This is a genomic window from Chryseobacterium sp. POL2 (assembly GCF_011058315.1).
GTDB lineage: Bacteria > Bacteroidota > Bacteroidia > Flavobacteriales > Weeksellaceae > Soonwooa.
In genome coordinates, this window is sequence record NZ_CP049298.1 from 2,328,080 (window position 1) to 2,353,401 (window position 25,322).

The following is a 25,322-nucleotide window of genomic DNA, read 5'->3' on the forward strand; positions in this document are numbered from 1 at the left end:
AGCAACAATTTACTTCAATATGAAAAGACTTACTAACCTGCTATTAGTTCTGATGCTTATTCCAAGCTTTGTAATTTCTCAAAACTATAATAAAACCAAAAGCATAAAACTTAATTATCCTATTCAAGATTTTTCTAGAAAAACAAAAAGCCTTGAAGTTATAGACCTCCGCGCGGAGGAAGAAATAGGGAAAATTGTATATCGTGGAAATTATTATGCTTTTTCTTTTCCTACAAATAATGCAAAAAATGACATCGAAAACTGGTATCGCAAACAAAATAAAAAAGAAGGGATCAATGATATTGTGATGCTTATTGAGGATTTTAACATCAAAAATACTATGAGAGACAATACAATCTATTGTAATCTAGATATTAAGATGTCAACTTTTCTTAAAACGTCAGAAGGATATTATTTTCTGAGTCGTTTTGATGATGTCTTAGGTTTGGACTCTAAAGTTGTTTCGGGATTACCAAATTCTTTTGTTGAAAACATTGCAAAAATTTTACAAAAATTACTGTCAGACTCTTATAGCGCAAAACCTAGGGAAACCTTAATTCCTTTTGACCAACTAAAAAACTATGAAACAATCATGTATCCGCAAATTCCAGCACTTGCCAATGCAGATCTTAAAGATGGTGTTTACACTGATTTTAAAAGTTTTTTTCAACAAGAGCCTAAAGAAGGTTATCAAATGTTAATGGAAGATGAAGAATTTACAAAGGCTGTTAATCCTATTACAAAAGATAAAATCCCTGCGCGAAAAATATTTGCTTTTGTAAAAGATGCTAAGGCCTTCAAGAATACTGCGTTAGGTTTTAAAGAACTACAAAAAGATGATAATGGCTTCTATTTGTATGCAAACCGAGGTATTTTATATCCAGAAGAATTCAAAGTTTCGCCTTGGTTTTTTGTAGGATTTGGGATTATTGGCTATACTGTTGCTGCAACTGTTGAAGTTATTAGCAATGACGTAAAAAATGATAAAGCCCAGGCTGCCGATAAAAATAATGTTTACATTGACCCTTTTATGGGTACATATAGCTTTAATCAATAAGATTTCATCTGATTTACAGAAAAAAGGGGCTTTTTAAGTCTCTTTTTTTATCTTTGCAAATTACAAGAGTTATACATGAAAAATATAAGAAACTTCTGCATCATTGCACATATCGATCACGGTAAAAGTACTTTGGCAGACAGACTTTTAGAATATACCAATACCGTTACCCAAAGAGAGCTTCAATCTCAGACTTTGGATGACATGGATTTGGAAAAAGAACGCGGTATCACCATTAAATCTCACGCCATCCAAATGGACTATGAGTATAAAGGTGAAAAATTTGTTCTTAACCTTATTGACACACCAGGACACGTAGATTTTTCTTACGAAGTTTCTCGTTCTATTGCCGCTTGTGAAGGTGCTTTGCTCATTGTAGATGCAGCTCAAAGTATTCAGGCGCAAACCATTTCCAACCTTTATTTGGCGTTAGAAAACGACCTTACGATTATTCCGATTCTTAATAAAATAGACCTTCCTTCGGCTAATCCTGAAGAAGTGACCGATGAAATTATGAATCTTATCGGTTGCGAATATGAGGATGTTTTAAGAGTTTCAGGAAAAACAGGTGATGGGGTCCACAATCTTTTAGAGCAAATCGTAGAAAGAATTCCAGCTCCAGTGGGTGAACCCGATGCACCGCTTCAAGCTTTGATTTTTGACTCTGTTTATAATCCTTTCCGAGGAATTGAAGCTTATTTTAAAGTCGTAAACGGAAGCATCAAAAAAGGCCAAAAAGTAAAATTCATGGCAACAGGAAAAACCTATGATGCCGATGAAGTGGGAACTTTGAAACTTAAGCAACTTCCAAAACAAGAAATTAAAACAGGAGATGTTGGTTATATTATTTCCGGGATTAAAGATGCTCGCGAAGTAAAAGTGGGCGACACCATTACCGCAACAGATAATCCAGCATTGGCAGCAATCGACGGTTTCGAAGAAGTAAAACCAATGGTTTTCGCAGGTATTTACCCTATTGAATCTGAAGATTTTGAAGAATTGAGATTTTCATTAGAAAAACTTCGATTGAATGATGCTTCTTTGGTTTTCGAGCCAGAAAGTTCTGCAGCTTTAGGATTTGGTTTCCGTTGCGGATTCTTAGGAATGCTTCATATGGAAATTGTGCAAGAGCGTTTGGATAGAGAGTTTAACATGAATGTTATTACCACCGTTCCCAACGTATCTTACTATGGATATACAAAGAAAGAACCAGAAGTTCCGATCTTGATTAACAACCCGTCAGAAATGATGGATCCCATGACGATGGATCGCGTGGAAGAACCTTATATTAAAGCTTCTATCATCACAAAATCAGATTTTGTAGGTGCTGTAATGACGCTTTGTATTGAAAAACGTGGCGAAATTGTCAACCAAAGTTATTTAACCGCAGACAGAGTAGAATTAATTTTCAATATGCCATTGGCGGAAGTTGTTTTCGATTTCTACGATCGTTTAAAATCAATTTCTAAAGGATATGCCTCTTTCGATTATCATCCAATCGGATTCCGTGCTTCTAAATTAGTGAAAATGGACATCCTTATTAATGGTGATATGGTAGATGCTTTATCTTCATTAATTCACGATTCCAATGCTTATTACATTGGAAAAAGAATGTGCGAAAAATTGCGTGAGTTGATTCCAAGACAACAGTTTGACATTGCTGTTCAGGCCGCTTTGGGAGCGAAAATTATCGCTAGAGAGACCATTAAAGCGCTAAGAAAAGACGTTACCGCAAAGTGTTATGGTGGCGACATCTCCAGAAAACGTAAACTTCTTGAAAAACAAAAAGAAGGGAAGAAGAAAATGAAACAAATTGGTCGTGTAGAAGTTCCTCAATCTGCATTTATGGCTGTATTGAAGCTGAACGATTAATTTTAAAAATATAAAAAACGCCAACTTAAATAAAGTTGGCGTTTTTTATTTAAACATTGTAACGTCCTGAAATAGCGATACAAAAAAAATAATCGTTATTATGGAAGAAAGAAACAATTATGTCAAACGCACTCAGCGAGATTACAGTATGTCTTTTAAGTTGAGTGTTGTAAAAGAAATCGAGTGTGGGGAGTTATCTACTGTGGGCGCTTGCCGTAAGTATGGCATCCAAGCTCGAAGCACAGTTGTGAGTTGGCTCAGAAAATTTGGTACCTTTGATTGGGAGAACCAAACACCTTCAAATATGCCAAAGTCACCAGAACAAAAGATCATGGAGCTTGAAGCCCAAGTAAAGCTTTTGCAAAAGCAGAAGGCTTTCCTTGAGAAACAGGCTTATGTGGCTGATAAAAAAGCCATTATTTTCGATATGATGATTAACCTTGCCGAAGAGGAATATCAAATTGATATACGAAAAAACTCACCACCCGAACTATCGAATCTTTCCGAAAGGAACAAAAAGAAACCATAAGTTTCTCCTGTGAATTGTTCGGGGTTGACCGACAGGTTTATTATCGTCATTTAAAGCGAAGAGCAAAGCGGCAACAAAATGCACAGCAGGTTGTGGATTGGGTAGCAGAGCTGCGAATGATTCATCCAAAAATGGGTGGAAAGAAACTGTATTTTCTTTTGAAAGAGAAACTTGAAAATTTAAGAATTGGCAGAGACAAATTCTTTGACTTCTTAAGGGCTAACCATTTGTTAACCATTCCCAAAAGAAGTTATCACAAAACGACCAATTCGTATCATCGTTTTAAAAAACATAAAAATTTGATTAAAGATTATCAATACAAAAAGCCTAATAATGTTTGGGTATCGGATATCACCTACTTGGGAAACAGAGAAAACCCAGCCTATTTAAGCTTGATAACCGATGCTTATTCTAAGAAAATCGTAGGCTTTGATGTGTCGGATTCTTTGGCTACAGCATCTTGTTTAAATGCTCTAAAAATGGCATTAAAAAAAGAAAACCCGAAGAGTCTTATTCATCACTCAGACAGAGGTTTACAATATTGTTCCGATGATTATAAAAAGCTATTGAAAAAGCATAAAATCCGTTGTAGTATGACACAAGAATCAGATCCTTATGAGAATGCCATAGCCGAAAGAATCAATGGAATTTTAAAACAGGAATATGATATTGATAAATTTAATGTAGATTTGAATACAAGAAAGATTTTGGTTAAACAAACTGTAAAAGTTTATAATGAGTTCAGACCACACTTGTCAAACCATTATTTAACGCCGATGCAAATGCACCAACAACAAGAATTAATACCAAAATCTTACAAAAAGAAAAACAGTACAAATACGAATATATGTACTGTTTAAAATAAAATTTTATTGGTCTAATCCTGTATCATTTTTTCAGGACGTTACACATTTACGAAAAGAATCTAAAATTAGCTTCTGGAAGGGTGTTGTTTTTGAGGAAGTGTTCATAGGCTTCTGACATGATTTTTCTGCCATAGGTATTTTCGCCAGTCATACTTCCAAGACGTATTTTGTCTTTGCCATATTTTCGGTTTAGCTTGTCCATGGCGCGCATTATTGGAAGGTGTTTGTTTTGGACATCATCTTCAAACAGGCTAGTAATTCTAGCGTTTTCAGGAACGAAGTTTGATACGAAAACGCCAGCTTTTTTATAAGAAAAGCCTTCTACGAAAACCTGCTCAAAAAGTTGAGAAGCCGCCCTTGCCAAAACGATAGACGAGTTGGTCGGGTTATCAAGATTGATAGACAAAAAGCCATTGTATGCTGGCAAATCTTTTCGAAATCTGTTGGTGCCAATATAGATGCTTAGACTTTTACAACAAGAATTTTGTTTACGAAGTTTTTCAGCGCAATACAAAGCGAAAGTTTCGATGCGTTCGCGCAAAGCGTCTTTTTCTGTAATCATTTCCATAAAGCTACGAGATACCGTAATCGATTTTTTATCAGATGCTTTTTCGAGGTCAAGTTGTGGAATACCTTTTAATTCATTCAGCATTCTTGCGCCGTGAATGCCCATGATTTTCCGAACCCAGATTTCCGGTTTTTGTAAAAGGTCGTAAGCTTTATAGACGCCAGCATCTTTCATTTTGTTAGCATAGCGCCGCCCAATTCCCCAAACATCTTCGATAGAAAGCCACTTCAGCGCTTTTTCTATTTTTTCTTTTGAATCTAAAATATAAACGCCATCTGGAAATTGATTTGGAAATTTTTTAACAATCCGGTTAGCGACCTTACAAAGTGTTTTTGTAGGAGCAATGCCGATACTTACAGGAATGTCCATTTCTCGTTGTACACGATTTCGGATTTCTGTAGCATAAGTTTGAAGCTTAACATATTTAAAACCATGAAAATCCAAAAATAACTCATCGATACTATAGACTTCGTGCTCTGGCGCATAAGATTTAGAAATATCGATAACGCCCTGACTTTTGTAATTGTAAAGTTCAAATTTGGCGGACAAAACTGTTACATGATGGTGGTGAAAAAGCGCCTTGAATTGATAGGCTGGCGCACCCATCGGAATGCCTAGGGCTTTGGCCTCGTTGCTTCTGGAAATAACACATCCATCGTTGTTGGAAAGTACTACAACAGGTTTTTCTTGCAAAGTCGCATCCAAAGAGCGCTCGCAACTAACGAAGAAATTATTACAGTCAATAAGCGCAAACATCACCAAATTTTTATCAAAGCTAGAAAGAATTTTGATCTAAAAAAAGAGAGTCTTCTTAAAGTTTTTAACAAGTTAATCACAAACGAAATTTATGAAGTTGCAATTAGTTTTATCAAATTTTAAATTTCGTGTTATATTAACTTTCGATTCTGTATTTTTACAATATTAGAATTTGTGTGATGTACAAAATTTTCTTTTTTGTCGTGTTTTCTTTCAGCGCTTTATTGATGAAAAGTCAGGTAAATCCTGAATTTAGACAAATGAAAGAAAAATTCCAACAACATCGATTGATGCTGGAAACTGAGTTTAATAAAAGACAAAGCGAATTTGCGAAAAATGGTTTGGCTGATTTTGTGGATCAACAAAAAAGCTATTTCATGAAAAAACTAGATAGCGTTGAGAATGCTGCCTTGGTTGGTGTTTTGGTAAAGGTTAAAAATCTTGAAGATCTTTCTAAAGTTTTACCTAGAAATAGTATAGACTCCAAAATAGGTACATCAATAGGTGATGCAGAAGCGAAATATCCTGGTGGAATTACAGCGATTAGAAATTTTATTTCAGAAAACATTTATACTGAAAATATCAATACAGAAGAGTTGGCTAACTTGACAACAAAAGTTAGGTTCGTTGTAGAACGCGATGGAAGTGTTAGTCAAGTCAAAGCCAGTGGCGACAGCGCTAGTCTCAATCGTCAAAGCGAAATTGTTTTGTATCTTCTACCAGAAAAATTTTCTCCAGCGCAGATTAACGGCACGCCCGTTCGATCGTATTATTCCATTCCTATTACAATTGCTAAAAACTAAATATGTTCACAGACGAATATTTTATGAAGATGGCTTTTCAAGAGGCGCAAAATGCTCTGGACAGAGATGAGGTGCCTATTGGCTGTATCATTGTTTCCAACGACAGAATTATCGCTCGTTCGCATAATTTGACAGAAGCGCTGAATGATGTTACAGCGCATGCCGAAATGCAGGCGATAACCTCGGCAGCGAGTTTTCTTGGTGGAAAGTATCTTCAAAACTGTACACTTTATGTGACGATAGAGCCTTGTGTGATGTGTGCTGGCGCGTTGACTTGGGCTCAGATTTCCAAAGTTGTTATCGGCGCACGCGATGAGCGTCGCGGTTATATCAACAAAGGTTTATCCTTACATCCCAAAACGGAGGTTGTAACAGGTGTTTTAGAACAAGAGTGTTCGCAGATTGTCAAAGATTTTTTTAAATCGAAACGATGAATTTTAGAAAATTAAATAAAAAACCACTTCAAAAAAGAAGTGGTTTTGTTTTATAAATCTTTTCCGAGGAAATATAAACCTTTAAGTGTATGAAGTCGATCTGCAATATGTATTTTTTCCGTCAGAGGTTTGTAGATGTGGCTCACGCCGCCTGTGGCTACCACAAAACAATCGTCGTTAACTTCGTCATTGATACGGTCAATAAAACCTTCTACCATTCCTAAAAAGCCATACACCATACCACTTTGCATACAAGTAACTGTATCGAGTCCAAGAACAGATTTTGGTTTTTTAAGTTCTATTTCTGGAAGTTGAGCGGTTTGATTAATTAAAGAATTGAGTGAGGTTATAATGCCGGGCGCAATGATAACACCAATGGTTTCTCCGTTTTCGGCAACGCAACTCGCTGTCAAAGCTGTACCAAAATCCAAAACGATTTTTTTTCTGTTAGGATAAAGATTATGCGCTGCAACAAGGTTGGCGTAGATATCTGTTCCCATTTGTTTTGATTTTGCCTGCAAGCCAGAAGGCGTTTTGCGATCTACCAAAATAGGCTTCTTTCCGTGTATTTTTTCAACAGCACTAGAAATGTCCAAAGTCAATTGTGGAACCACAGAGCCAATGATGATTTTGTCGATCTTTTCAGGTTCAATTTTATAAGTCTGATACAACATCAAAAATTGGGCGTACATCTCATCTCTGGTGCGATAAGGCTTGGTATTAATTACCCAAGAAATATCGCAGTTATCATCATCAAATAATCCAAATCGGATGTTGGTATTTCCAATATTTATTACAATTGAATTCATTTTTTTGGCTATTCGTTTTGTCTTAAATTTTGATTTAAATTATTTAACCTCCAGATAATTGTCTTCTGGATTGATGTCTGCCAAACGTTGACTGAAATCTATACCTAATGCAGCAATTTGAGATTTTCCAAAAGGAATTGTGAAAGTATATTCCTGCTGTGTCCAAGGCCAATAGTTCAAACTTTGGATAGGTCCGTAGATATCAGCTTTTTTCCAAGTATGCGTCATATTCAACGGAATGTTATAATTAACAATTTTTTTATCCTTTGTTAAAATACTGAAATCGATAGGCATTGGCATCGTCCCTTTGTTAACCAAAGTAATCGTTGTGCTGTTTGTATCGTATTTTACGTTTTTAATGGCGTAATCTATTGTTTTAGTTGTGTTGATCCAATAGTTGTAAAACCATTTAAGATCCATACCAGAAACTTGTTGAGCAATATGCATAAAATCACGCTCTGTAGGATGTTTCATTGCCCACTCGTCATAATAGCGAAGCATCACTTTGTTAAGATTATCTTCTCCCATGATGTATCCTAATTGTACCAAAAATAATTCACCTTTTACATAAGATGCGTAGGAGTAAGCTGTGCCATTGTCATGATGGTCTGCGAACCAAACGGCAGGTTCTTCCTTTCCTGTTTTTACAAAGTCAGCATAACGCGAAATACTTTCAACGAAAGGATTAGGCTGAGGCGATTTTGGAGGGAATAATTGGTTCATTACAAAATTCTCGGCATAACTTGTAAAACCTTCGTCTAGCCAAGGTTTTTCGCTTTCGTTAGTTGCTAACATCTGTTGGAACCAAGAGTGTGCGCCCTCATGAAACATCAGCCCACAAAGACCTTGCAGAGATTTAGCCTCGCCCAAAATCATGGTAGTCATCCCATATTCCATGCCGCCATCGCCGCCTTGTACGAAGGAATAAGAAGGCCATTTGTAGCGACCAAATTTGTTGTTCATAATTTGGAAAAATTTGGTAATGTAAGGTTTTGATTCCTCCCAGTATTTAGTTTTTTCAGATTTTTGATACACCAAATATATTTTTGGACCATCCAAAATCGGGAAACTGTCAACAATATAATCTCTGTCCGCTGCCCACGCGAAATCCAACATGTTTTTCGCAGTCCATCGCCACGTCACTTTGTTGTTGGTATCTGGTTTTAAAGAAGGATTGCTCACATAAGCTTTAACCTCATTAGGGTTTTCTAAGGTTCCTCCCGCGCCGATGATGTAGTCTTTATCAATTTTAATATTAATATCAAAATCAGAAAACGGTGCATGGAATTCTCTTCCTATATAATCAAAAGTTGCCCAACCGTCATAGTCGTATTCTGCGATTTTTGGGTACCATTGTGTCATGGTCATGTCCACACCTTCACGGTTGTTGCGCCCAGCTCTACGAATTTGCATTGGGATATTCGCATCCCATTCCATCGTGAAAGTCGCAGTTGTTTTAGATTTAATCTTTTCAGGAAGATAAACTTTCATAATCGTTTCCTGAATTTCGAATTTCAAATCTTTGCCATTTAGTTTAATCCAATGGATATTTTGACGACCTTCTTCATTTTGCGGAATACCCGCCAAACGGCTTACAACACCATTAGCAGTTTTTGCAGAAAGTCTGCCATCGGCATTTGATCCTTGATTTTGGACACGTTGGTCCATCATCGATCCAGGTTTGAAGGCATTCCAATATAAGTGAAAATACACCACATCCAGATCATCTGGCGAATTGTTGGTGTATTGTAAAGTTTGTTTTCCTTGGTATGTGAAGTTGGTGGCGTCCACATCGATGTCCATTTTGTACTTCGCATATTGCTGATAATAAGCTTCTTTTTGTGCCGAAAGCAGAAGCGAACAAAGGATAAAAAAGAATGTTAGATTCAGTTTTTTCATAACTTAAAGTTTTGGGCGTGTCCCTTCGCTCGGTAACTTCCGCTGGCGCTACAGTTCCTCACTCGGGTCGCTACGTCCGTTTCAATCTTTTTTTGTTGGGCATTTCGGCTCCGCTCAATGCCCAACAAAAAAGGATTTCCACTTCCATCGCTCACGCGAAAATTGTATTAGATCAAATTTTCTCAAAAATACTTAATTAATCCTAAAAATAGGGTATAGGCGATGGCTTTTCTCATAATAAGGCGAGTTTTTGTAAATCCAATCCAATTGCGCACTTCCATCTTCAGCGAATATTGGATCCTTAGCTTTTTCTAGTTCGAAAGCCGTTTTCAAGGCTTTGTCATTTTTCAAAAGATCTGCGGCAGTGTCTTCAAAAACATAGGCCGAATAATATTCTTTTTGTCCAAGAATCGCATCAAAAAAATTCCAGTTGAAGTAAGAATCCACAGCTTCAGGTTCTAAAGTTTCCAACAAAAACTTCATCGCGTCTTGGTTAAGATGTACCAAAATGTCGCCAGCGCAGAAAAGATGTTGCTCCTGCGCCCGACCGACAACAGTTTTGTAATGTAGATAATGACCTTCGTAAGGATTCTTCACCGTTTGAAAATCCAAAATGCGATAAGATTCTACATTAATTACAGAATCTTTTTTGATGGTCGACATTTTGACGTCGTTTAATTTTAATAATTCAATAACGCGGTATTCGGATTGCGGAATAACATAGTATGTCGGGATTTTCACATATTTGCTAGGTTCGTAAGTGTCGTAATATAATATCGGTTTTGAAAATATTTTGCAAGTTGTTGGTAATAAGCTCGCATGGCGTGAAAAGTAGTGGTCTGGTTACCATTGCCTTGTTCAAAAGGTGTTTTGTAGGATTGGGAAAAATACAAGTTCGATATTAAAAATACCACTGAAAGAATATGTTTCATTGAGGCCTGATTTGGGGTTTTAAAACCGATTAAACATCAAATTTAAAAAGTATTTTAAAACTTTATTTTATTAAATTTCATATTTAAAAATTTAAATAAATTTACGATTGCGAAATAGCATACTTAAATTTGCTTTTCGAAAACACAAATAAACATTAAGAATTATGAGAAGTTTGACATTAATAGGTTTGGTATTATTGGGGCTCGCAATTTTATTATTTTATGCAACCACCAATTTTTCTATGGAAGAAATGAAGCTTTCACACTTTATGGGCATCATGGCTGGCATTGGGATAGGATTGATTATCGGGGGGATTGTTGGCTATGTGAGTAAAGGCAGTGCGATGAAAGATGAAGAACGCCGCAAAGCCTTCAAACAATTACAAAAAGAAAAACTTGAATTTGAAAAACAACAACAAGTTTTAACAAAACAGCAAGAAGCTCAACAACAGGCTTCTACAGAAAACAAAGAGCAGAATTTTATGTAATTCTGCTCTTAATATTTTAAAGAAAATGTCTTTCTTAGAAATTGTAACCTAAACCTAGAATAAAGAAGCTAGGTCTGTTATCGTAATTAATTTCTGCTTCGCTACCAGCAACAGTGTTGATGAATTTTCTTTCATCTTTCGAGAACGCGCCTTCGTATCTTGCATTGATAACGAATTTCTTAAGCGTTACATTTGCTCCAAATTGATAACCAACACCGAAATCTTTAGTTTCTGATTCTGTAAAGTTTTGGAACTTGTTATCTTTTGACATGTTGTAACTGAAAACGGGGCCTACAAAAGCACTCAATGTTTCGCCCATTAGGTTGTAACCTAGCAAAACAGGAATGTCGATTCTTTCGTTTTTCGCTTCCAATTCCACAGATTTTCCAGCATCTGTAAATTCTACCGTATTTTTGATTGTCGTGTAATAGATCTCTGGCATAACATACAAAGATGTTACTGGAAGATTGATTTTTGCTGACAAACCGAAGTTAAAACCAGTATTGCTTTTACCTTTTGATTCTGCTAAGTCTGAAACCGTGTTTTTAAAATCTGACCATTTTGCAGATGATGTGTTGAATAATAGGTTAGCTCTTGCTCCGAATGTGATTTGCGAGAATGCTGCTACACTTGCAAACATTGCCATCGCGGTGATTAATTTTTTCATGTTATATAAATTTACGTTAAGCTTGTTTGGTCACTTTCCAACATAAACTGTCTTAATTGCTTGAATAGTTCTGATGAATAAACGAAGTCAATAAGGTTTTTATTTTTTGCCGTCGAGAGTTGGTCTTTGTTACCTTCCCACTCTTTGACACCTAGGCGAAGATACAATATTTTTTCGCCAATTGTCATTACCGAGTTCATGTCGTGGGTGTTAATGATGGTTGTCGTGTTATATTCTTTTGTAATTTCCATCAAAAGATCATCAATAACATTTGATGTATAAGGATCGAGTCCTGAGTTAGGCTCATCACAAAAAAGATACTTAGGATTGTTAACGATAGCTCTGGCGATGGCAACACGTTTTTGCATACCACCAGAAATTTCGGAAGGGAATTTTCTGTTAGCATTTTGCAAATTAACACGACCAATAACTTCTATTACTTTTCTCTTTTTCTCTCGGAATGTCATGTTGGTAAACATATCCAAAGGAAACTGAATGTTTTCTTCAACCGTCATCGAGTCGAATAGTGCACTTCCCTGGAAAACAGTTCCGATTTCTGCACGCAAAGTTTGTCTGTCGTCGCGTGTCATTTCGGCAATATCTCTACCATCGAATAATATAGATCCGCTTGTTGGTTGATAAACATTGAGAAGACTTTTTAGAAAAACAGTTTTTCCAGAACCACTTTGTCCAATGATTAAGTTAACTTTTCCTGTTTCAAAATTTGCTGAAATGCCTTTCAGAACTTCTGTCCCATCGAAGCTCTTTTTTAAATCTTTAACTTCTATCATTAGCTTAAGAGCATTTGGGTTAATAATAAATCGGCGATAATAATGGATACAATCGTCCAGACTACAGCCTGCGTACTGGCGCGCCCAACTTCCAAAGAGCCGCCTTTTACATTATAGCCAAAATATGCGGGAATGGTCGCAATAAGGAATGCAAAAACTGCGGTTTTCAGAAAAGCATACCAAATGAAAAAGGAAGGCATATACATCTGGATTCCTGTAATATAATCTGCTTCTGTCCAGTTTTTCGTAGCGATACCAGCAATATGACCACCCCAAATACCCACAACTATACTAATTGCAATAAGAAGTGGATTGAAAATAACACTTGCAAAAATTTTTGGAAGAATTAAAAAATTAGGAGAATTAACACCCATAATATCCAAAGCATCAATTTGTTCGGTAACACGCATGGTTCCTATACTTGATGCAATGTAAGAACCTACTTTTCCAGCAAGGATTACCGAGATAATAGTTGGGGAAAATTCTAAAATTAAAACAACTTTTGTTGCGTATCCAATAAAAGATAAAGGAATAGGAAAGCTGGAAGCCGAGAAGTTGTTGAACATCTGTATAGCAACTACCGCTCCTACAAAGAACGAAGTGAACAGTACCAATCCAAACGAATTAACGCCTAGGTCGTAGATCTCTCTCATGAGTAGCTTCATGAAAACCTGCGTTTTTTGCGGTTTGCTAATTACTTTTCCTAATAAGAGAACATATTCGCCTATTGCCTTAAATAATCTTTTAAACATTTTGTAAAATTAATCTTTTTGTAGAGATTATCGTGCATTTTTATCGCCAACAATTACCAAGTATATGGTTTTGAGAATGATTACAAAATCCAAGCTAAAACTCCAATTTTTGACATAAAATGCGTCGGCAAGCGCCCTTTTCTTCATTTTGATATTCATATCGCCGTCGTCACCACGCAGACCATTTACCTGCGCAAGCCCCGTAATACCTGGTTTTACCTGACTTCTTATCGCATAGCGGCTGATTTTTGGTTTATAAAACTCATCGACCAAAAGCATGTGTGGACGCGGTCCGATGACAGACATTTCTCCTTTAAAAACATTGATAAACTGAGGCAACTCGTCTATGCTGGATTTTCTTAGAAATTTTCCGAGTTTGGTGATTCTTTTATCGCCAACTTCTGTGGTTTTTGTCGTAGAATCACTATTGTTAACCATGGTTCGGAATTTCCAACAATTGAAAACCTGCTCATGAAAACCATATCTTTTTTGCTTAAAAAAAACAGGGCCTTTGCTGTCGATTTTAATTAAAATGGCAATAATTGGAAATAACCATGAACAAATTCCAACCAAGATAACAACGGAAAATAACAAGTCAAAAGCGCGTTTTAATATCGCATTTGTGAAATAATCCAGAGGATATTTAGTTGGTGTTAAAACTGGAAGGGTAACAATATAATTAATATCGTATTCGAAAAAATTATTCTGAACGATGTTGGGTACTAAAGAAATGATGACTTTATTAGCTTCTGCTTCATGGAAAATTTTACGCTCCAGTTCTGGATTTATGCAATTTTCTGATGGGATAAAAATAGTATGGATTCCTTCCTTTTTCCAAAAAGTAATCAGTTTTTCAATATCTATCTCTGAGGTTGGATATTCATAAATTTTATAACCATAATCTGGACGTGTTTTGATGATTTCTCTAAGGATTTCTGTTGAAGTATTTTCGCCGATGAACATTATGTTACGGTGGTTTTTTCCTAAGGTTCGGATGTATTTTAAAAGTGAAAAAATCAAACTTTTAAAAGGAATCATCACCAACAACATGAATCCTGCAAGGTAGAATCGTTCGGTTTTTAAGAAATCGTTGTTACTAACTTTTCCCAGAAGTATGACGCCCAAAAAGAAAATGAAAATATGGACAATGATGCGCTCCAGATAATTGGTGAAAGTTAAGCTTCTTGGGACATGGTACAGTTTGGTTCTGCCGCTTAATAAAATCCAAAAAAAGCACAACAAAGCTATTGAAAGCAGATTCTGCTCAATTTCATTAGAGTCGTATTTCCACTCAAAATTCCGATAATAAAAGATTACAAAAATAGATCCTACAAGAATCATATCCAGCAGAATCATTATGCTTTTGAAGTATCGAGAGTATCGAAGTTTTTGCATCTACATTAATTTCAGACAGCTAATATAAATATTTTAAGGAATATTTAAGTATTTATGTGTTTGAATTGATGAGCGCCAATTTGGATTTTTTAGAATAAAGTCTGTGATTTTCTGATAATTAGTATCTCTTTTGCTCCATTCGCTTTGTAAGAATAATTCACAATTATTGTTAACTTTTGCAGCTTGTTCTTCCGCAAATTTGAAATCATTATTATTAAAAATAATCACTTTAAGTTCGTGAGCGACTTTGTAAATTTCGTCTAATGGTAAGCCTGTTTTCTTTGGGGAAAGTGTAATCCAATCCAATTGTCCAGACATTGGATATGCGCCTGATGTTTCGATATGGATTGTGCAGCCTAGCGATTTTAGTTTTGATGTTAAAATTTCTAAATTCCACATAAGCGGTTCGCCACCAGTTAATACAATTGTGTTACAATATTTGGCGGCAGTTTTAGCAATTTCTTCTGTCGACATCAATGGATGCAGCGTCGGGTCCCAACTTTCTTTAACATCGCACCAATGGCAGCCTACGTCGCAACCTCCTAGCCTTATAAAATATGCAGCTTTTCCAGCATGAAATCCTTCACCCTGAATGGTGTAAAAATGCTCCATCACAGGGAGCATTTTTCCTTCTTTTAGTAATAAATCTTCTTGTTCTTTAGTCATTATAAACTGAAGTTTTGTAAGCGATAATCGTGTTTTTCATTAACATCGCTCTTGTCATTGGGCCAACGCCGCCTGGCACGGGAGTTATCCAGCTTGCTTTTTCGGCACAACTTTCAAAATCAACATCACCGGCAAGGTGGTAACCTTTTTCTGAGTTGTCATCCACTCGAGTGATACCTACGTCAATGATAACAGCACCATCTTTGATCATGTCGCCTTTCAAAAAGTTAGGATCTCCCAAAGCGGTGATGACGATGTCTGCTTTTTTTGTATATTCTTCGATATGTTCTGTATAGGAATGTGTTAATGTAACTGTTGAGTTGCCAGGGAAATCCTTGCGCCCCATCAAGATACTCATGGGTTTTCCTACGATACGGCTTCTGCCGATAATTACACAGTTTTTTGCTTTTGTTTCAATATTGTAACGTTCCAACAGAGTCAAAATTCCGAAAGGGGTCGCGGGCAAAAAGGTGTCCATTTCTAAAGCCATTTTGCCGAAGTTTTCAGGATGAAAACCATCTACATCCTTTCTGGGGTCAATCGCCATGATAATTTTTTCTTGGTCGATTTGTTTAGGAAGAGGCAGTTGTACGATGAAGCCATCTACTTTTTTTGATTTGTTAAGCTCGTCTATTTTTTCTAGTAGTTCTGCTTCCGAAACTGTGCTTGGAAATTTGATTAAACCAGAAGTAAAGCCAACTTCCTCACAATCTTTAACTTTGCTGTTAACATAAGCTTTGCTCGCACCATTGTTCCCCACAAGAATTGCAACCAAATGTGGTGGGCGTCTGTTGTTCGCAAGGATTCTTTCAACTTCCTCACGAATTTCATTTTTGATTTCTTTCGAGACTTTTAGTCCATCTAGGATTTGCGCCATTTTCTTTCTTTTTACTTTTTATTACTATTTGATTTATTTCTTTCTTAAGACAATCACATCTTGGAAGTCTCTTTCTTTTCTATCTAGGTTAAAATCTCTCCAGAAGCCCATAATATAATGTTCTAATTCTAAACCGGCATCTGTAATTATTTTTTCTAAAAAAGAGTATTCTAATGCGATATTCGCCCCTTGTACTTTTTCATCTAAAAGTCTATATCCGTCTTTTTCATATGGGAATTTGAAGCCAGGAAAATTGCTTAAATCATCTTTTTTATCATAAATGAAAAATGTTGCTAAACATCTACCGCCAGAAGTCAAGACACGCTCAATTTCGAAGATGTAGTTTTTAATTTCTTCAACACGCATGTGGGTGAAAACAGAGAATAAAAATGCTTTTTCAAATGAGTTATTATCATAAGGGAAAACAAATTTGTCTGCAGTGTCTTTGTGCTCGTTGTACAAATCATTGTTTAATGGGATGAATTTAAAATTAAAATTCGGGAAGTCCGATTTTATTGTTTTATTACACCAATTCACACCTTTTTCGACCACATCAAAACCCTCGTATTTTGCACCTTTTGTAAGAAATTTTGTTAAAGGAACAGCCGTTCGTCCCATACCACTGCCAATGTCCAAAATTCTGTCCGTAGGTTGCAACTGTGCATATTTTTGCAATAAATATAAATGTTGTTCGCCTATTTTTTTAAAATCGCCGGGTCCGGTATAGATATCGCCTTTTTTAGGGATGTATTTTTCACGTTTACCAGAAATGCCTTCCAAGAAGTCTATAGGAGCATAATAAAGCTTCCGTGCGATAAATCTATATCGTGGCGAAAGTTTGTAAAAAAGATTTCGTTTAATCATTTATTAGTTTTATAGTAATTAATCAAAGCATTCGTTGACGAATCGTGGCTTGTGATTAGCTTGTTGTTTTTAAGTTCTGGTAAAATTTTATTAGCTAAAACTTTTCCTAATTCTACCCCAAACTGGTCAAAACTGAAAATGTTCCAAATAATGCCCTGCACAAAAATTTTGTGTTCATAAAGCGCTATAAGCTGGCCAAGACTTCTTGGGTTTAACTCTTTGATGAGTATGGAATTAGTTGGTGTATTTCCAACGAATATTTTATAATTTAATAACAAATCTATTTCTTCTTCCGATTTGCCTTCTTGTTCTAATTCTGCTAAAACTTCTTCCTCTGTTTTCCCAAAAGCTAAAGCTTCAGTTTGTGCAAAAAAATTCGCCAATAGTTTATCTTGATGGTCTGACATTGGATTACAAGATTTTGCGAATGCAATAAAATCCGAAGGGACTAATTCTGTACCTTGGTGAATAAGTTGATAAAAGGCGTGTTGCCCATTGGTCCCTGGTTCTCCCCAAATAATCGGGCCAGTTTCATATTCCACAAAATTGCCGTTTCGGTCAACAGATTTTCCGTTGCTTTCCATGTCGCCTTGTTGCAAATAAGCAGGAAAACGATCTAAATATTGAGAGTAAGGCAAAATGGCATAAGTGCTAGCGGCAAAAAAATTGCGATACCAAATCCCTAAAAGTCCCATCAAAACAGGGATGTTTTCGTTAAAGTTTTTAGTTTTGAAATGGATGTCTGTCGCTTCCGCACCTTTCAATAATTCTTCAAAATTCTCGTATCCAACTGCTAAAACAATGCTAAGTCCAATAGCGCTCCATAAAGAATAACGGCCACCAACCCAATCCCAAAATTCAAAAGTATTTTCTTCTAAAATTCCGAAATCTCTAACTTTTTCAGCATTTGTGGACAGCGCGACAAAATGTTTTGCAACGTCGTTTTGATTGGCGCCAGATTTCAAAAACCAATCCTTTGCAGATTCCGCATTGGTCATCGTTTCCTGAGTTGTAAAGGTTTTGGAAGCAATGATAAAAAGCGTTGTTTCAGGATTAAGATTTTTAACAACTTCCGCCAAATGATTGCCATCGACATTCGATACAAAATGAACATCCAGACGTGTTTTGTAATGTTTTAAAGCTGAGCAAACCATAACCGGTCCAAGGTCTGACCCGCCAATGCCAATGTTAACAATATCTGTAATTTCTTGACCTGTAAAACCTTTGTGCTCACCAGAAATAACCGATTCTGAAAAAACTTTCATTTGTTTTAAAACCTCTTGGATATCAGGTTTGATATTCTTGCCATCTACCCAAATTGGCGTTTCGGAAAAGTCGCGTAACGCGGTATGGAGAACGGCTCTGTTTTCGGTTTCATTAATTTTTTGACCAGAAAACATTTGATGAATAGCTTCTTTTAAATTCGTTTCTTCAGCAAGATTTAATAACAATTCTAAAGTTTTAGAATCAATCAAGTTTTTGGAAAAATCGAAAAGTAAATCGTCAGTTTCAATAGAAAAATCCTTGAAACGATTGGGATTGTACCGAAACAATGTTCTCAGGTCGAAATCATTATTTGCAAAATGCTCATCTAGAGCTTTCCAAGCCAATGTTTGTGACGGATTAATTTTTGGAAGCATAATTCACCAATGTTTAATCTGCAAATTTACTGAAAATTCGTGGGATGGAGGTCTTGGTTTTTCATGTTTATTTTAATTAAAGTATCCATCACAATAGACGGGTATTTTTTAATATTTTTCAGTTTTAGAAAGCTTTGTAAACCAATTTTTTCTTTTATTTAAATAAAATATTGCGGCAATAATTGATAAAAATGGCCAAATAGAAACTAAGAATACAATAATCTTTTGTATCCTATAAAAGCCCTCTACAAGAGCGTTTTTTAGTTCGAATCCAAAATTGTTTTTGTATTGATTGTCAAAGTTTTTGACATTAGAAATTGGGATTTGGGCAATGCTAATATTAGGTTCTTTAAGATAAATGCTAACGCTATTATATTTTAGTTGGTCTGCGATATTTATTTTTGCAATTTAATAATAAAAATCTAATTAGATTGTGTTTTAGGAATAAAATTTGTTCCAATTTTAGCAAAATCATACTTATGTCTTTTAGTTTTTCAAAAATCAAAAATATCATCCAACTTTTTAGTCATTTGGATTTTGATAAGATTGCAGCGATTTCTTCCAAAGTAGATCTTCCAAAATTGGTTGCAAATGTTTCTCAGCTTAATGAAAAACAACTTCAGTCTATGATGAAAATGATGGATTCTAATAAAAAAGAACGTCAACTTCCCGAAATAGATGGTGATTTTTATGACGTCAATCATACTTTGAGTCCAGAGCATCGAGAAATTCAGTTGAAGGTTCGTGCTTTTATGGAACAAGAAGTAAAACCTTTGGTTAACGATTATTGGCTTCATGATGAATTTCCGTTTCAGTTGATAGAGAAATTTCGACAACTTAATATTTGTGGCGTTACTTATGATGCTTATGGTTGCCCCAATTTGCCGTTTGTGATGGAAGGCGTTTTGGCTATGGAAATGGCGAGGGTAGATGCTTCTATTGCCACATTTTTTGGCGTGCAGTCGGGCTTGTCAATGGGATCGATCTATATGTGTGGATCCGAAGCTCAAAAAGAAAAATGGCTTCCTGCCATGCAGAATTTTGATAAAATTGGAGCTTTTGGATTGACCGAACCAGAGGTTGGCTCTGGTGCTGCGGGCGGTTTGACGACGACTTGTAAAAAAGTAGAAGGCGGCTGGATTCTTAATGGACAAAAAAAATGGATTGGCAATGCCACTTTTGCGGATGTTATCATCATTTGGGCACGCGATCTTGATGACGATGAGGTCAAAGGTTTTATCGTGGAAAAAGATAATCCTGGATTTTCTGTTGAAAAAATTAAAGGAAAAATGGCACTACGCATCGTTCAGAATGGATTAATCACGATGAAAGATTGCTTTGTTACAGATGATAATAAATTAGAACATGCCAATTCTTTCAAAGACACGGCAAAGGTTTTGCAAATGACAAGAGCGGGCGTTGCCTGGATGGCTGTAGGCTTGTCACGTGGCGCTTACGAAAACGCACTCCACTATACGCGAGAACGAAAACAATTTGGTAAACCCATTGCAAGTTTTCAAATGATACAAGGGCATCTTGTTGAAATGTTATCGAATTTGACCGCAATGCAAACGATGGTTTTTAGACTTTCCGAAATGCAAGATGAAGGAATTTTAAAAGACGAACACGCATCCTTGGCAAAAGTTTTTTGTACGATGAGGATGCGCGATATTGTAAGTCGCGCTCGTGAAGTGATGGGTGGCAACGGTATACTTCTCGAACATAATGTCGCCCGTTTTGTAGCGGATGCTGAAGCGATCTATTCTTATGAAGGAACAAAAGAGATTAATTCGTTAATTGTTGGACGCGCTATTACAGGCTTTAGCGCTTTTGTGTAAATTTGTATTATGAAAAGTCTATTCGTACTTTTGATAATGATGACTTTGGGAAGCTGTTCTCAAACGCAACAACCTATAAAAACAACTAAAATGGAACAACATAATCCTTACTTTTCTCGAACCGATCGTGCAAAACTTAATGTTTCTAATGAAGAATGGAAAAACATACTTCCTTCAGATTTGTATGCTGTAGCAAGAGAAGCAGCAACCGAACGTCCTTTCACTGGGAAGTATAACGATTTTGACACGATGGGCGACTATTACTGCGCGGTTTGTGGTAATCATCTGTTTCGTTCGACTTCCAAATTTGCAAGTTCTTGTGGATGGCCAAGTTTTTTTGAAGCCGATAAAGAAGGTGTTGTGTACAAACGCGACTCTTCTCATGGTATGGAGCGAATCGAGGTTTTGTGCAAGCGTTGCGACTCACATCTTGGTCATGTTTTTAACGATGGTCCAGAACCCACGGGAATGCGTTATTGCATGAATTCTATAAGTTTGGATTTTGAAAAAGATTAAAGTTAAAAAATAAAAGCTGCTCCGAAAAGAAGCAGCTTTTTTATTAGGTTTTAATGAAATTAAAATTTAAAATCAACGCCGACATACATGTTGATTCCCATGATTGGTGCATATACCATTCCGCCGTCAAAATTATTTCCAAAAGGATTTTGAGCATCAAGAATAGCATTGTGTTGTTTGTAGTTGGTTAAGTTTTCGCCACCTACATACAGTCTAATTTTGTCCGTGAAATTCTTAGAAATCTGCGCATTTAGCGTAGAGTAAGGATCAGAATAATCACCCAAATGATGTGCTGCATGATTCGTTCTCATATTTGGAAGTCTTTGTTTTCCTACATAATTAAATGTCGCATCAAAATTCCAAAAGTCACCTTTGTCTGTTTTGTTGGTAGAATAGCCAGCATTGAAAAATCCTCTATGTTTTGCCATGAAAGGCACTTTTTTCAAACCACTGAGATAATCTGTCGCCACATCATAATATTTGTATGCTAGACGAAAATCGAGATTTTTGGCTGGGCTAAAATCCCATTGCGTTTGGAAGCTGTTGGCAAACGATTTCCCGTCGAGATTATAAAACAAAATTTTGTTGCTGGATTGGTCAAGGTCGACGACAACTTGGTCTTGAAAATCGGTTTTGAAGAAATCTGCGATGATGGTAGATTTTCTGTTAAACAAACGGAACTCTTGTTGTAAGCTTACGCCATAATTCCAAGCGATCTCAGGTTTTAGACCATAAATTTCTCCGCCGTTGTCAAGAATTTCGATTTGACGGTTTGATGCAAAATATTGTTGGTTTTCTGCAAAGACATTCGCTGTGCGGAATCCTCTTCCTGCCGATAATCTCAAAATCGTTTTTGGTGCGATATCGTATTTAAAATTAAGTCTTGGGGTAAATTGTGTTCCAACCAAATTATGAAAATCCACGCGCGCACCAGCAACCAAAGTATATTTAGCACCAGTCAAAGTGTATTCTGCAAAAAGTCCTGGTACAGACTCTTGACGCTCTATATTTTGGTTTAAATAATCTTCGTTGTAATTATCGAGTAAGAAACTTGCGCCCACTTTGTATTTATGGTTGGTATTTCCAAGAATACTTTCAAAAATTAAGTTGGAATAAAACGTCGATTGCTTTCCGAAATAGTTTCTAAACCCAAAGAAGCTGTCTTGTTGATGGTAGGTAAACTGATTCATCCAACCCAAACTTTGGTAAGGTTTTCCTTTAAAAACATAACCTGTTTTGTTCCAAACTTGAAATCTGGAAATATCAATCCCAACACCATAAAGATCTTGTTCTTTTTGAGAAAGACGTTTGTTGTAGCCGACTTGTCCTCCTGTTCTGGAATCTTGTAAAAAATTAAGACCAAAATGAGAAGCAATTCCAGAATGGTCGAGGTCGTTGTAATTCAAAAGATAAGTCGTATTAAGCTGGGTGCCTTTTGGGCGATCCAGAAAGCCATCTTTGTTCATGTCTGTATTTCCCAAAGTGGCGTTGCCATGTAGCAAAATACTTTGTGTCCAATGGTCAGACAATGCCGATGTGTGCGTGATATTGGCTTCTGTTCGGCCTTCAAAATCCGCGAAAAGATTAATTTCTGTTTCGCTTTTTTCATCGTGGGATTTTAGTAACTCGGTGTTAATTTGTCCCGTAATACTTTCGTAGCCATTCACGACGGTGCTTCCTCCTTTTGTCAATTGGATACCGCCAATCCATTTTCCTGGAATAAAATTAAGACCATAAGCAGATGCCAGTCCACGAATTTCGGGAAGGAGTTCCTTGGTAAGGCTCGTGTATTTTTGGTCGAGACCTAACATTTTAAGCTGTTTGGTTCCTGTAACGGCATTGCTGAACGAAACGTCCACAGTCGCATTGGTTTCAAAACTTTCGGATAGATTACAACAAGCTGCTTTTAGTAACTCTTTAGAATCGATGTTGAAGGTAAGTCCAACTTCCTTTTTGCTAAGTGCTGTTGCTTCCTTTGTTTTTGTCACCGTAACACCTTCTATCTGATTTGGGTCTTTTGTGTGATTATGCCCAGCGTGTTCATCTTTTGTATTGGTCTTAGGCGTTTGTTCTTCTTCTTCGTCCATGTGAACTAAAGGATTTTTTTCGCCCCATTTAAAATTACGGTCGTATAGACAACATTTGGGAAGTTTGTCATAGACTTTGTTTTCTGTTGTGTATTTTTCGTTGTCATGACCGACATTCGCAATATGTTTTAAAATTTTATCCGCTGTTGTTTTGGCGGAGTCATAAGTAATATAGATTTTTTGTTCCTCGGCTTTCCAATCTGCGTGGTTGGTTCCCATGTCGTTTGCCGCTTTTTCGATACGGATTTTACAGGACATACAATTCCCTCTAACGTAGAAAGATTCGGTTTTCAGTGTGTCTTGTGCCCAAATTGTTATGGAAATAAAAAGCATAACAAAAGTGAGAAGACTTTTATTTAAAAAATTCATGTTGAAGTAGTTATCGGATTATTTTAATTCACAAACTTGATTAGGATCGCAGTTAGCGCGCATTTTGGACGAATTGTCTGGACGCTTGTATTGGCAACAAGTTTCCAAATTTCTATAAGATTTGTCCGAAGCATGAAAGGCAAGATTGTCGTAACCAACTTTAGCAATGTGTTGCAAAATGTTTTTCGTAGAGGTTAATCCTGCATCATAAGTTACTGTCAACATTTTTGTTTTTTTGTCCCATTTTGCAGATTCAACATGTTTATCAGCTTTTGCAGCGGTTTCGATGTTTTCTTTACACATACCGCAGTTACCTTCTACACGAAGATTTTCTGTTTTGGATTGTGCTGAGAAGTTTGAAAATAAAAATACAGCTAAAAAGAGTAGTCCACTCTTTAAAATAGATTTCATAATAATTGATTCTTAATTATAATTCATTGATTTTGAGAAGTATTTCTCTGGTAAATGTTAAAATAATTAAGAGATTTTAGGCGGTTGCCAGATGTTGAAAAAGCTATTATTGAAAAAGTGGTCAGAATGTGCAAATGCTTTCTGATTTGTGTTGAAATTAGTTAACGAATTTTTGTTAGATTCAGGGGCATAAAAGATGGGCATAAAGCAACCATGGCATGTATGACATTGTTGGCAATGATCTTGACAGTCGTCTTTAGAATTTTTAGAATTTTGTTCAGAATTGTGGCAAGATGTAGAATCTGTTTTTTCGCAACAGTCCGCATTGGTGGTTGTCATCTCGCAACAAGCGTCCTGGAAAATAGAAAGCTCTATAACCTGCATTGGGAAAACCATGCTCCCCAAACAAAACAGACTTGTGATAAATAAAAACTTTCTAAACATTTAGTTTTGATTATTGCGCATACAAATTTAGTAAAAATATTTATTTATAAAATTCGTTTTAGTTAAAGATTATTAAAGTTTAGTTAAACTCTAAAATTTTTAATTCGTTGATTGTCTTTTAGTTGTAATTTTGCACCGCAAATGTAAAGATGTATTTATGAAGAAACTTCCAATTTTTCTTTGTTCGGTGTTCTTACTAGGAACATCGTTTTATTCCAACAAAATTATTAATATTAAAAAAGAAACAAGTCCAGAAACAAGCAAAATGATCAAGCTAGATCGGGCAGAATCCAAAAGCATGACAGCAGAATCGATTTATAATTCGATTTCGTTTGAAGGTAATGATGTTTTGGATTTTGATGTTTTTGACAAAGCTTTCAGAGGTTTTCAAAATTTAAAAAAATCCGGTGCCCTAGATGACGATGCCAAACTCTTGAGTGTTTGTGATTTCAGTTTGTCATCTACCAAGAAAAGACTTTGGGTGATTGATATGGACTCCAAAACTGTGGTGTTTAATACCTTGGTGGCGCACGGCAAAGCTACGGGTGAAGAGTTTGCAACGCGTTTTTCTAATACCGAAAGTTCGCACCAATCGAGTTTGGGATTTTATATTACCGAATCAACTTATAACGGTGGAAATGGTTATTCTTTAAGATTAATCGGGATGGACAAAGGTTATAATGATGCAGCGATGAAGCGTGCAATCGTGATGCATGGTGCAGATTATGTAAGTGAGGATTTTATTAAAAACCAAAAAAGATTAGGAAGAAGTTGGGGTTGTCCCGCGGTTTCCAGAGATTTGGCTGCGCCGATTATCGATAAGATTAAAGATAAAACCTGCTTGTTCATTTATTATCCAGACCAGAATTATCTCAGCAGTTCGCAATGGTTAAAGAATTCCGAAATGTTACCAAGCGAGATTCTTTCCATGAAGTAAATAATAAAATAACAAAGGCTATCTAATAGAGATAGCCTTTGTCTTGAAAATATAA

26 protein-coding genes are annotated in these 25,322 nt (G+C 36.2%); 10 read left to right on the forward strand and 16 right to left on the reverse strand.

The genetic code is table 11. The features are described 5' to 3' along the window. Nucleotides 1-19 precede the first annotated feature (19 nt). The 4 genes from G6R40_RS10860 (at nt 20) to G6R40_RS10870 (ending at nt 4,318) form a co-directional block, all read left to right on the forward strand. Nucleotides 20-1,057 carry a hypothetical protein gene (locus G6R40_RS10860; RefSeq protein ID WP_165135236.1) on the forward strand — a complete coding sequence of 346 codons (1,038 nt, stop codon included), beginning with the start codon at nt 20-22 and terminating at the stop codon, nt 1,055-1,057. 75 nt (nt 1,058-1,132) lie between these two features. Further along, complete coding sequence (gene lepA, locus G6R40_RS10865; protein WP_165135239.1) at nt 1,133-2,929, forward strand: translation elongation factor 4; 1,797 nt, start codon at nt 1,133-1,135, stop codon at nt 2,927-2,929. 100 nt (nt 2,930-3,029) lie between these two features. After that, on the forward strand, nt 3,030-3,458 hold the full coding sequence (locus tag G6R40_RS15195) for a hypothetical protein (RefSeq protein WP_228455848.1): 429 nt from the start codon (nt 3,030-3,032) through the stop codon (nt 3,456-3,458). A gap of 14 nt (nt 3,459-3,472) precedes the next feature. Continuing rightward, entirely contained in the window at nt 3,473-4,318 is an 846-nt protein-coding gene (locus G6R40_RS10870) for an IS3 family transposase (RefSeq protein WP_262887644.1), read from the forward strand. Between the two features lie 52 nt (nt 4,319-4,370). Here G6R40_RS10870 and G6R40_RS10875 read toward each other — a convergent pair whose 3' ends face one another. Beyond that, complete coding sequence (locus G6R40_RS10875; RefSeq protein WP_165135242.1) at nt 4,371-5,648, reverse strand: Y-family DNA polymerase; 1,278 nt, start codon at nt 5,646-5,648, stop codon at nt 4,371-4,373. Nucleotides 5,649-5,908: 260 nt separating this feature from the next. On the opposite strand from G6R40_RS10875, the gene G6R40_RS10880 reads away from it, so the two are divergent. Both G6R40_RS10880 and G6R40_RS10885 read left to right on the forward strand, forming a co-directional pair. Then, complete coding sequence (locus G6R40_RS10880; RefSeq protein WP_165135245.1) at nt 5,909-6,451, forward strand: energy transducer TonB; 543 nt, start codon at nt 5,909-5,911, stop codon at nt 6,449-6,451. Between the two features lie 2 nt (nt 6,452-6,453). After that, the gene (locus G6R40_RS10885) at nt 6,454-6,885 is read left to right on the forward strand and encodes a nucleoside deaminase (protein ID WP_165135248.1); all 432 of its coding nucleotides are present in this window, start codon (nt 6,454-6,456) and stop codon (nt 6,883-6,885) included. A gap of 50 nt (nt 6,886-6,935) precedes the next feature. On the opposite strand, the gene G6R40_RS10890 is transcribed toward G6R40_RS10885, so the two are convergent. The 4 genes from G6R40_RS10890 to G6R40_RS10905 all read right to left on the reverse strand — a co-directional run bounded on the left by G6R40_RS10890 (nt 6,936) and on the right by G6R40_RS10905 (nt 10,525). After that, nucleotides 6,936-7,694 carry a type III pantothenate kinase gene (locus tag G6R40_RS10890; protein WP_165135251.1) on the reverse strand — a complete coding sequence of 253 codons (759 nt, stop codon included), beginning with the start codon at nt 7,692-7,694 and terminating at the stop codon, nt 6,936-6,938. 39 nt (nt 7,695-7,733) lie between these two features. Then, the gene (locus G6R40_RS10895) at nt 7,734-9,593 is read right to left on the reverse strand and encodes a M1 family metallopeptidase (RefSeq protein ID WP_165135254.1); all 1,860 of its coding nucleotides are present in this window, start codon (nt 9,591-9,593) and stop codon (nt 7,734-7,736) included. A 192-nt stretch (nt 9,594-9,785) separates the two neighbouring features. Next, nucleotides 9,786-10,334: a hypothetical protein gene (locus G6R40_RS10900; RefSeq protein ID WP_165135257.1), complete on the reverse strand. Its 549-nt coding sequence runs from the start codon at nt 10,332-10,334 to the stop codon at nt 9,786-9,788. Continuing rightward, complete coding sequence (locus tag G6R40_RS10905; protein WP_165135260.1) at nt 10,331-10,525, reverse strand: hypothetical protein; 195 nt, start codon at nt 10,523-10,525, stop codon at nt 10,331-10,333. The genes G6R40_RS10900 and G6R40_RS10905 overlap by 4 nt, the downstream gene beginning before the upstream one ends. Nucleotides 10,526-10,689: 164 nt before the next feature. Between G6R40_RS10905 and G6R40_RS10910 the strand changes: the two genes are divergently transcribed. Then, entirely contained in the window at nt 10,690-11,013 is a 324-nt protein-coding gene (locus G6R40_RS10910; RefSeq protein WP_165135263.1) for a hypothetical protein, read from the forward strand. A gap of 34 nt (nt 11,014-11,047) precedes the next feature. Here the strand turns inward: G6R40_RS10910 and G6R40_RS10915 are convergent, their stop codons facing one another. Genes G6R40_RS10915 through pgi form a run of 8 tightly spaced genes read right to left on the reverse strand, consistent with a single transcriptional unit; the run spans nt 11,048 to nt 18,665 of the window. Next, nucleotides 11,048-11,680 (reverse strand): outer membrane beta-barrel protein, encoded by a 633-nt coding sequence (locus tag G6R40_RS10915; RefSeq protein ID WP_165135266.1) that lies wholly within the window; start codon nt 11,678-11,680, stop codon nt 11,048-11,050. 11 nt (nt 11,681-11,691) lie between these two features. Continuing rightward, complete coding sequence (locus G6R40_RS10920) at nt 11,692-12,471, reverse strand: ABC transporter ATP-binding protein (protein WP_165135269.1); 780 nt, start codon at nt 12,469-12,471, stop codon at nt 11,692-11,694. Further along, entirely contained in the window at nt 12,471-13,223 is a 753-nt protein-coding gene (locus tag G6R40_RS10925) for an MlaE family ABC transporter permease (protein WP_165135272.1), read from the reverse strand. Before G6R40_RS10925 ends, G6R40_RS10920 begins: the two co-directional genes overlap by 1 nt. Nucleotides 13,224-13,250: 27 nt before the next feature. Continuing rightward, complete coding sequence (locus G6R40_RS10930; RefSeq protein WP_165135275.1) at nt 13,251-14,618, reverse strand: exopolysaccharide biosynthesis polyprenyl glycosylphosphotransferase; 1,368 nt, start codon at nt 14,616-14,618, stop codon at nt 13,251-13,253. 33 nt (nt 14,619-14,651) lie between these two features. Beyond that, nucleotides 14,652-15,284: a 7-carboxy-7-deazaguanine synthase QueE gene (locus G6R40_RS10935; RefSeq protein WP_165135277.1), complete on the reverse strand. Its 633-nt coding sequence runs from the start codon at nt 15,282-15,284 to the stop codon at nt 14,652-14,654. Next, entirely contained in the window at nt 15,277-16,161 is an 885-nt protein-coding gene (locus tag G6R40_RS10940; RefSeq protein WP_165135280.1) for a bifunctional 5,10-methylenetetrahydrofolate dehydrogenase/5,10-methenyltetrahydrofolate cyclohydrolase, read from the reverse strand. Before G6R40_RS10940 ends, G6R40_RS10935 begins: the two co-directional genes overlap by 8 nt. A gap of 33 nt (nt 16,162-16,194) precedes the next feature. Then, a complete protein-coding gene (locus G6R40_RS10945; protein ID WP_228455849.1) occupies nt 16,195-17,025 on the reverse strand; it encodes a class I SAM-dependent methyltransferase in 831 nt (276 codons plus the stop codon). Then, a complete protein-coding gene (gene pgi, locus G6R40_RS10950) occupies nt 17,022-18,665 on the reverse strand; it encodes a glucose-6-phosphate isomerase (RefSeq protein ID WP_165135283.1) in 1,644 nt (547 codons plus the stop codon). The genes G6R40_RS10945 and pgi overlap by 4 nt, the downstream gene beginning before the upstream one ends. Nucleotides 18,666-19,144: 479 nt before the next feature. On the opposite strand from pgi, the gene G6R40_RS10955 reads away from it, so the two are divergent. Then, a complete protein-coding gene (locus G6R40_RS10955; protein WP_165135286.1) occupies nt 19,145-20,503 on the forward strand; it encodes an acyl-CoA dehydrogenase family protein in 1,359 nt (452 codons plus the stop codon). Nucleotides 20,504-20,542: 39 nt separating this feature from the next. Then, entirely contained in the window at nt 20,543-21,019 is a 477-nt protein-coding gene (gene msrB, locus G6R40_RS10960; RefSeq protein ID WP_410497362.1) for a peptide-methionine (R)-S-oxide reductase MsrB, read from the forward strand. Nucleotides 21,020-21,078: 59 nt separating this feature from the next. Here the strand turns inward: msrB and G6R40_RS10965 are convergent, their stop codons facing one another. From G6R40_RS10965 to G6R40_RS10975, 3 genes are all read right to left on the reverse strand, one after another. After that, complete coding sequence (locus G6R40_RS10965; protein ID WP_165135292.1) at nt 21,079-23,475, reverse strand: TonB-dependent receptor domain-containing protein; 2,397 nt, start codon at nt 23,473-23,475, stop codon at nt 21,079-21,081. Nucleotides 23,476-23,493: 18 nt separating this feature from the next. Continuing rightward, nucleotides 23,494-23,886 carry a heavy-metal-associated domain-containing protein gene (locus tag G6R40_RS10970; RefSeq protein ID WP_185670483.1) on the reverse strand — a complete coding sequence of 131 codons (393 nt, stop codon included), beginning with the start codon at nt 23,884-23,886 and terminating at the stop codon, nt 23,494-23,496. A gap of 66 nt (nt 23,887-23,952) precedes the next feature. Further along, nucleotides 23,953-24,330 carry a hypothetical protein gene (locus tag G6R40_RS10975; RefSeq protein WP_165135295.1) on the reverse strand — a complete coding sequence of 126 codons (378 nt, stop codon included), beginning with the start codon at nt 24,328-24,330 and terminating at the stop codon, nt 23,953-23,955. Between the two features lie 157 nt (nt 24,331-24,487). Between G6R40_RS10975 and G6R40_RS10980 the strand changes: the two genes are divergently transcribed. After that, nucleotides 24,488-25,267 (forward strand): murein L,D-transpeptidase catalytic domain family protein, encoded by a 780-nt coding sequence (locus tag G6R40_RS10980; protein WP_165135298.1) that lies wholly within the window; start codon nt 24,488-24,490, stop codon nt 25,265-25,267. Nucleotides 25,268-25,322 lie beyond the last annotated feature (55 nt).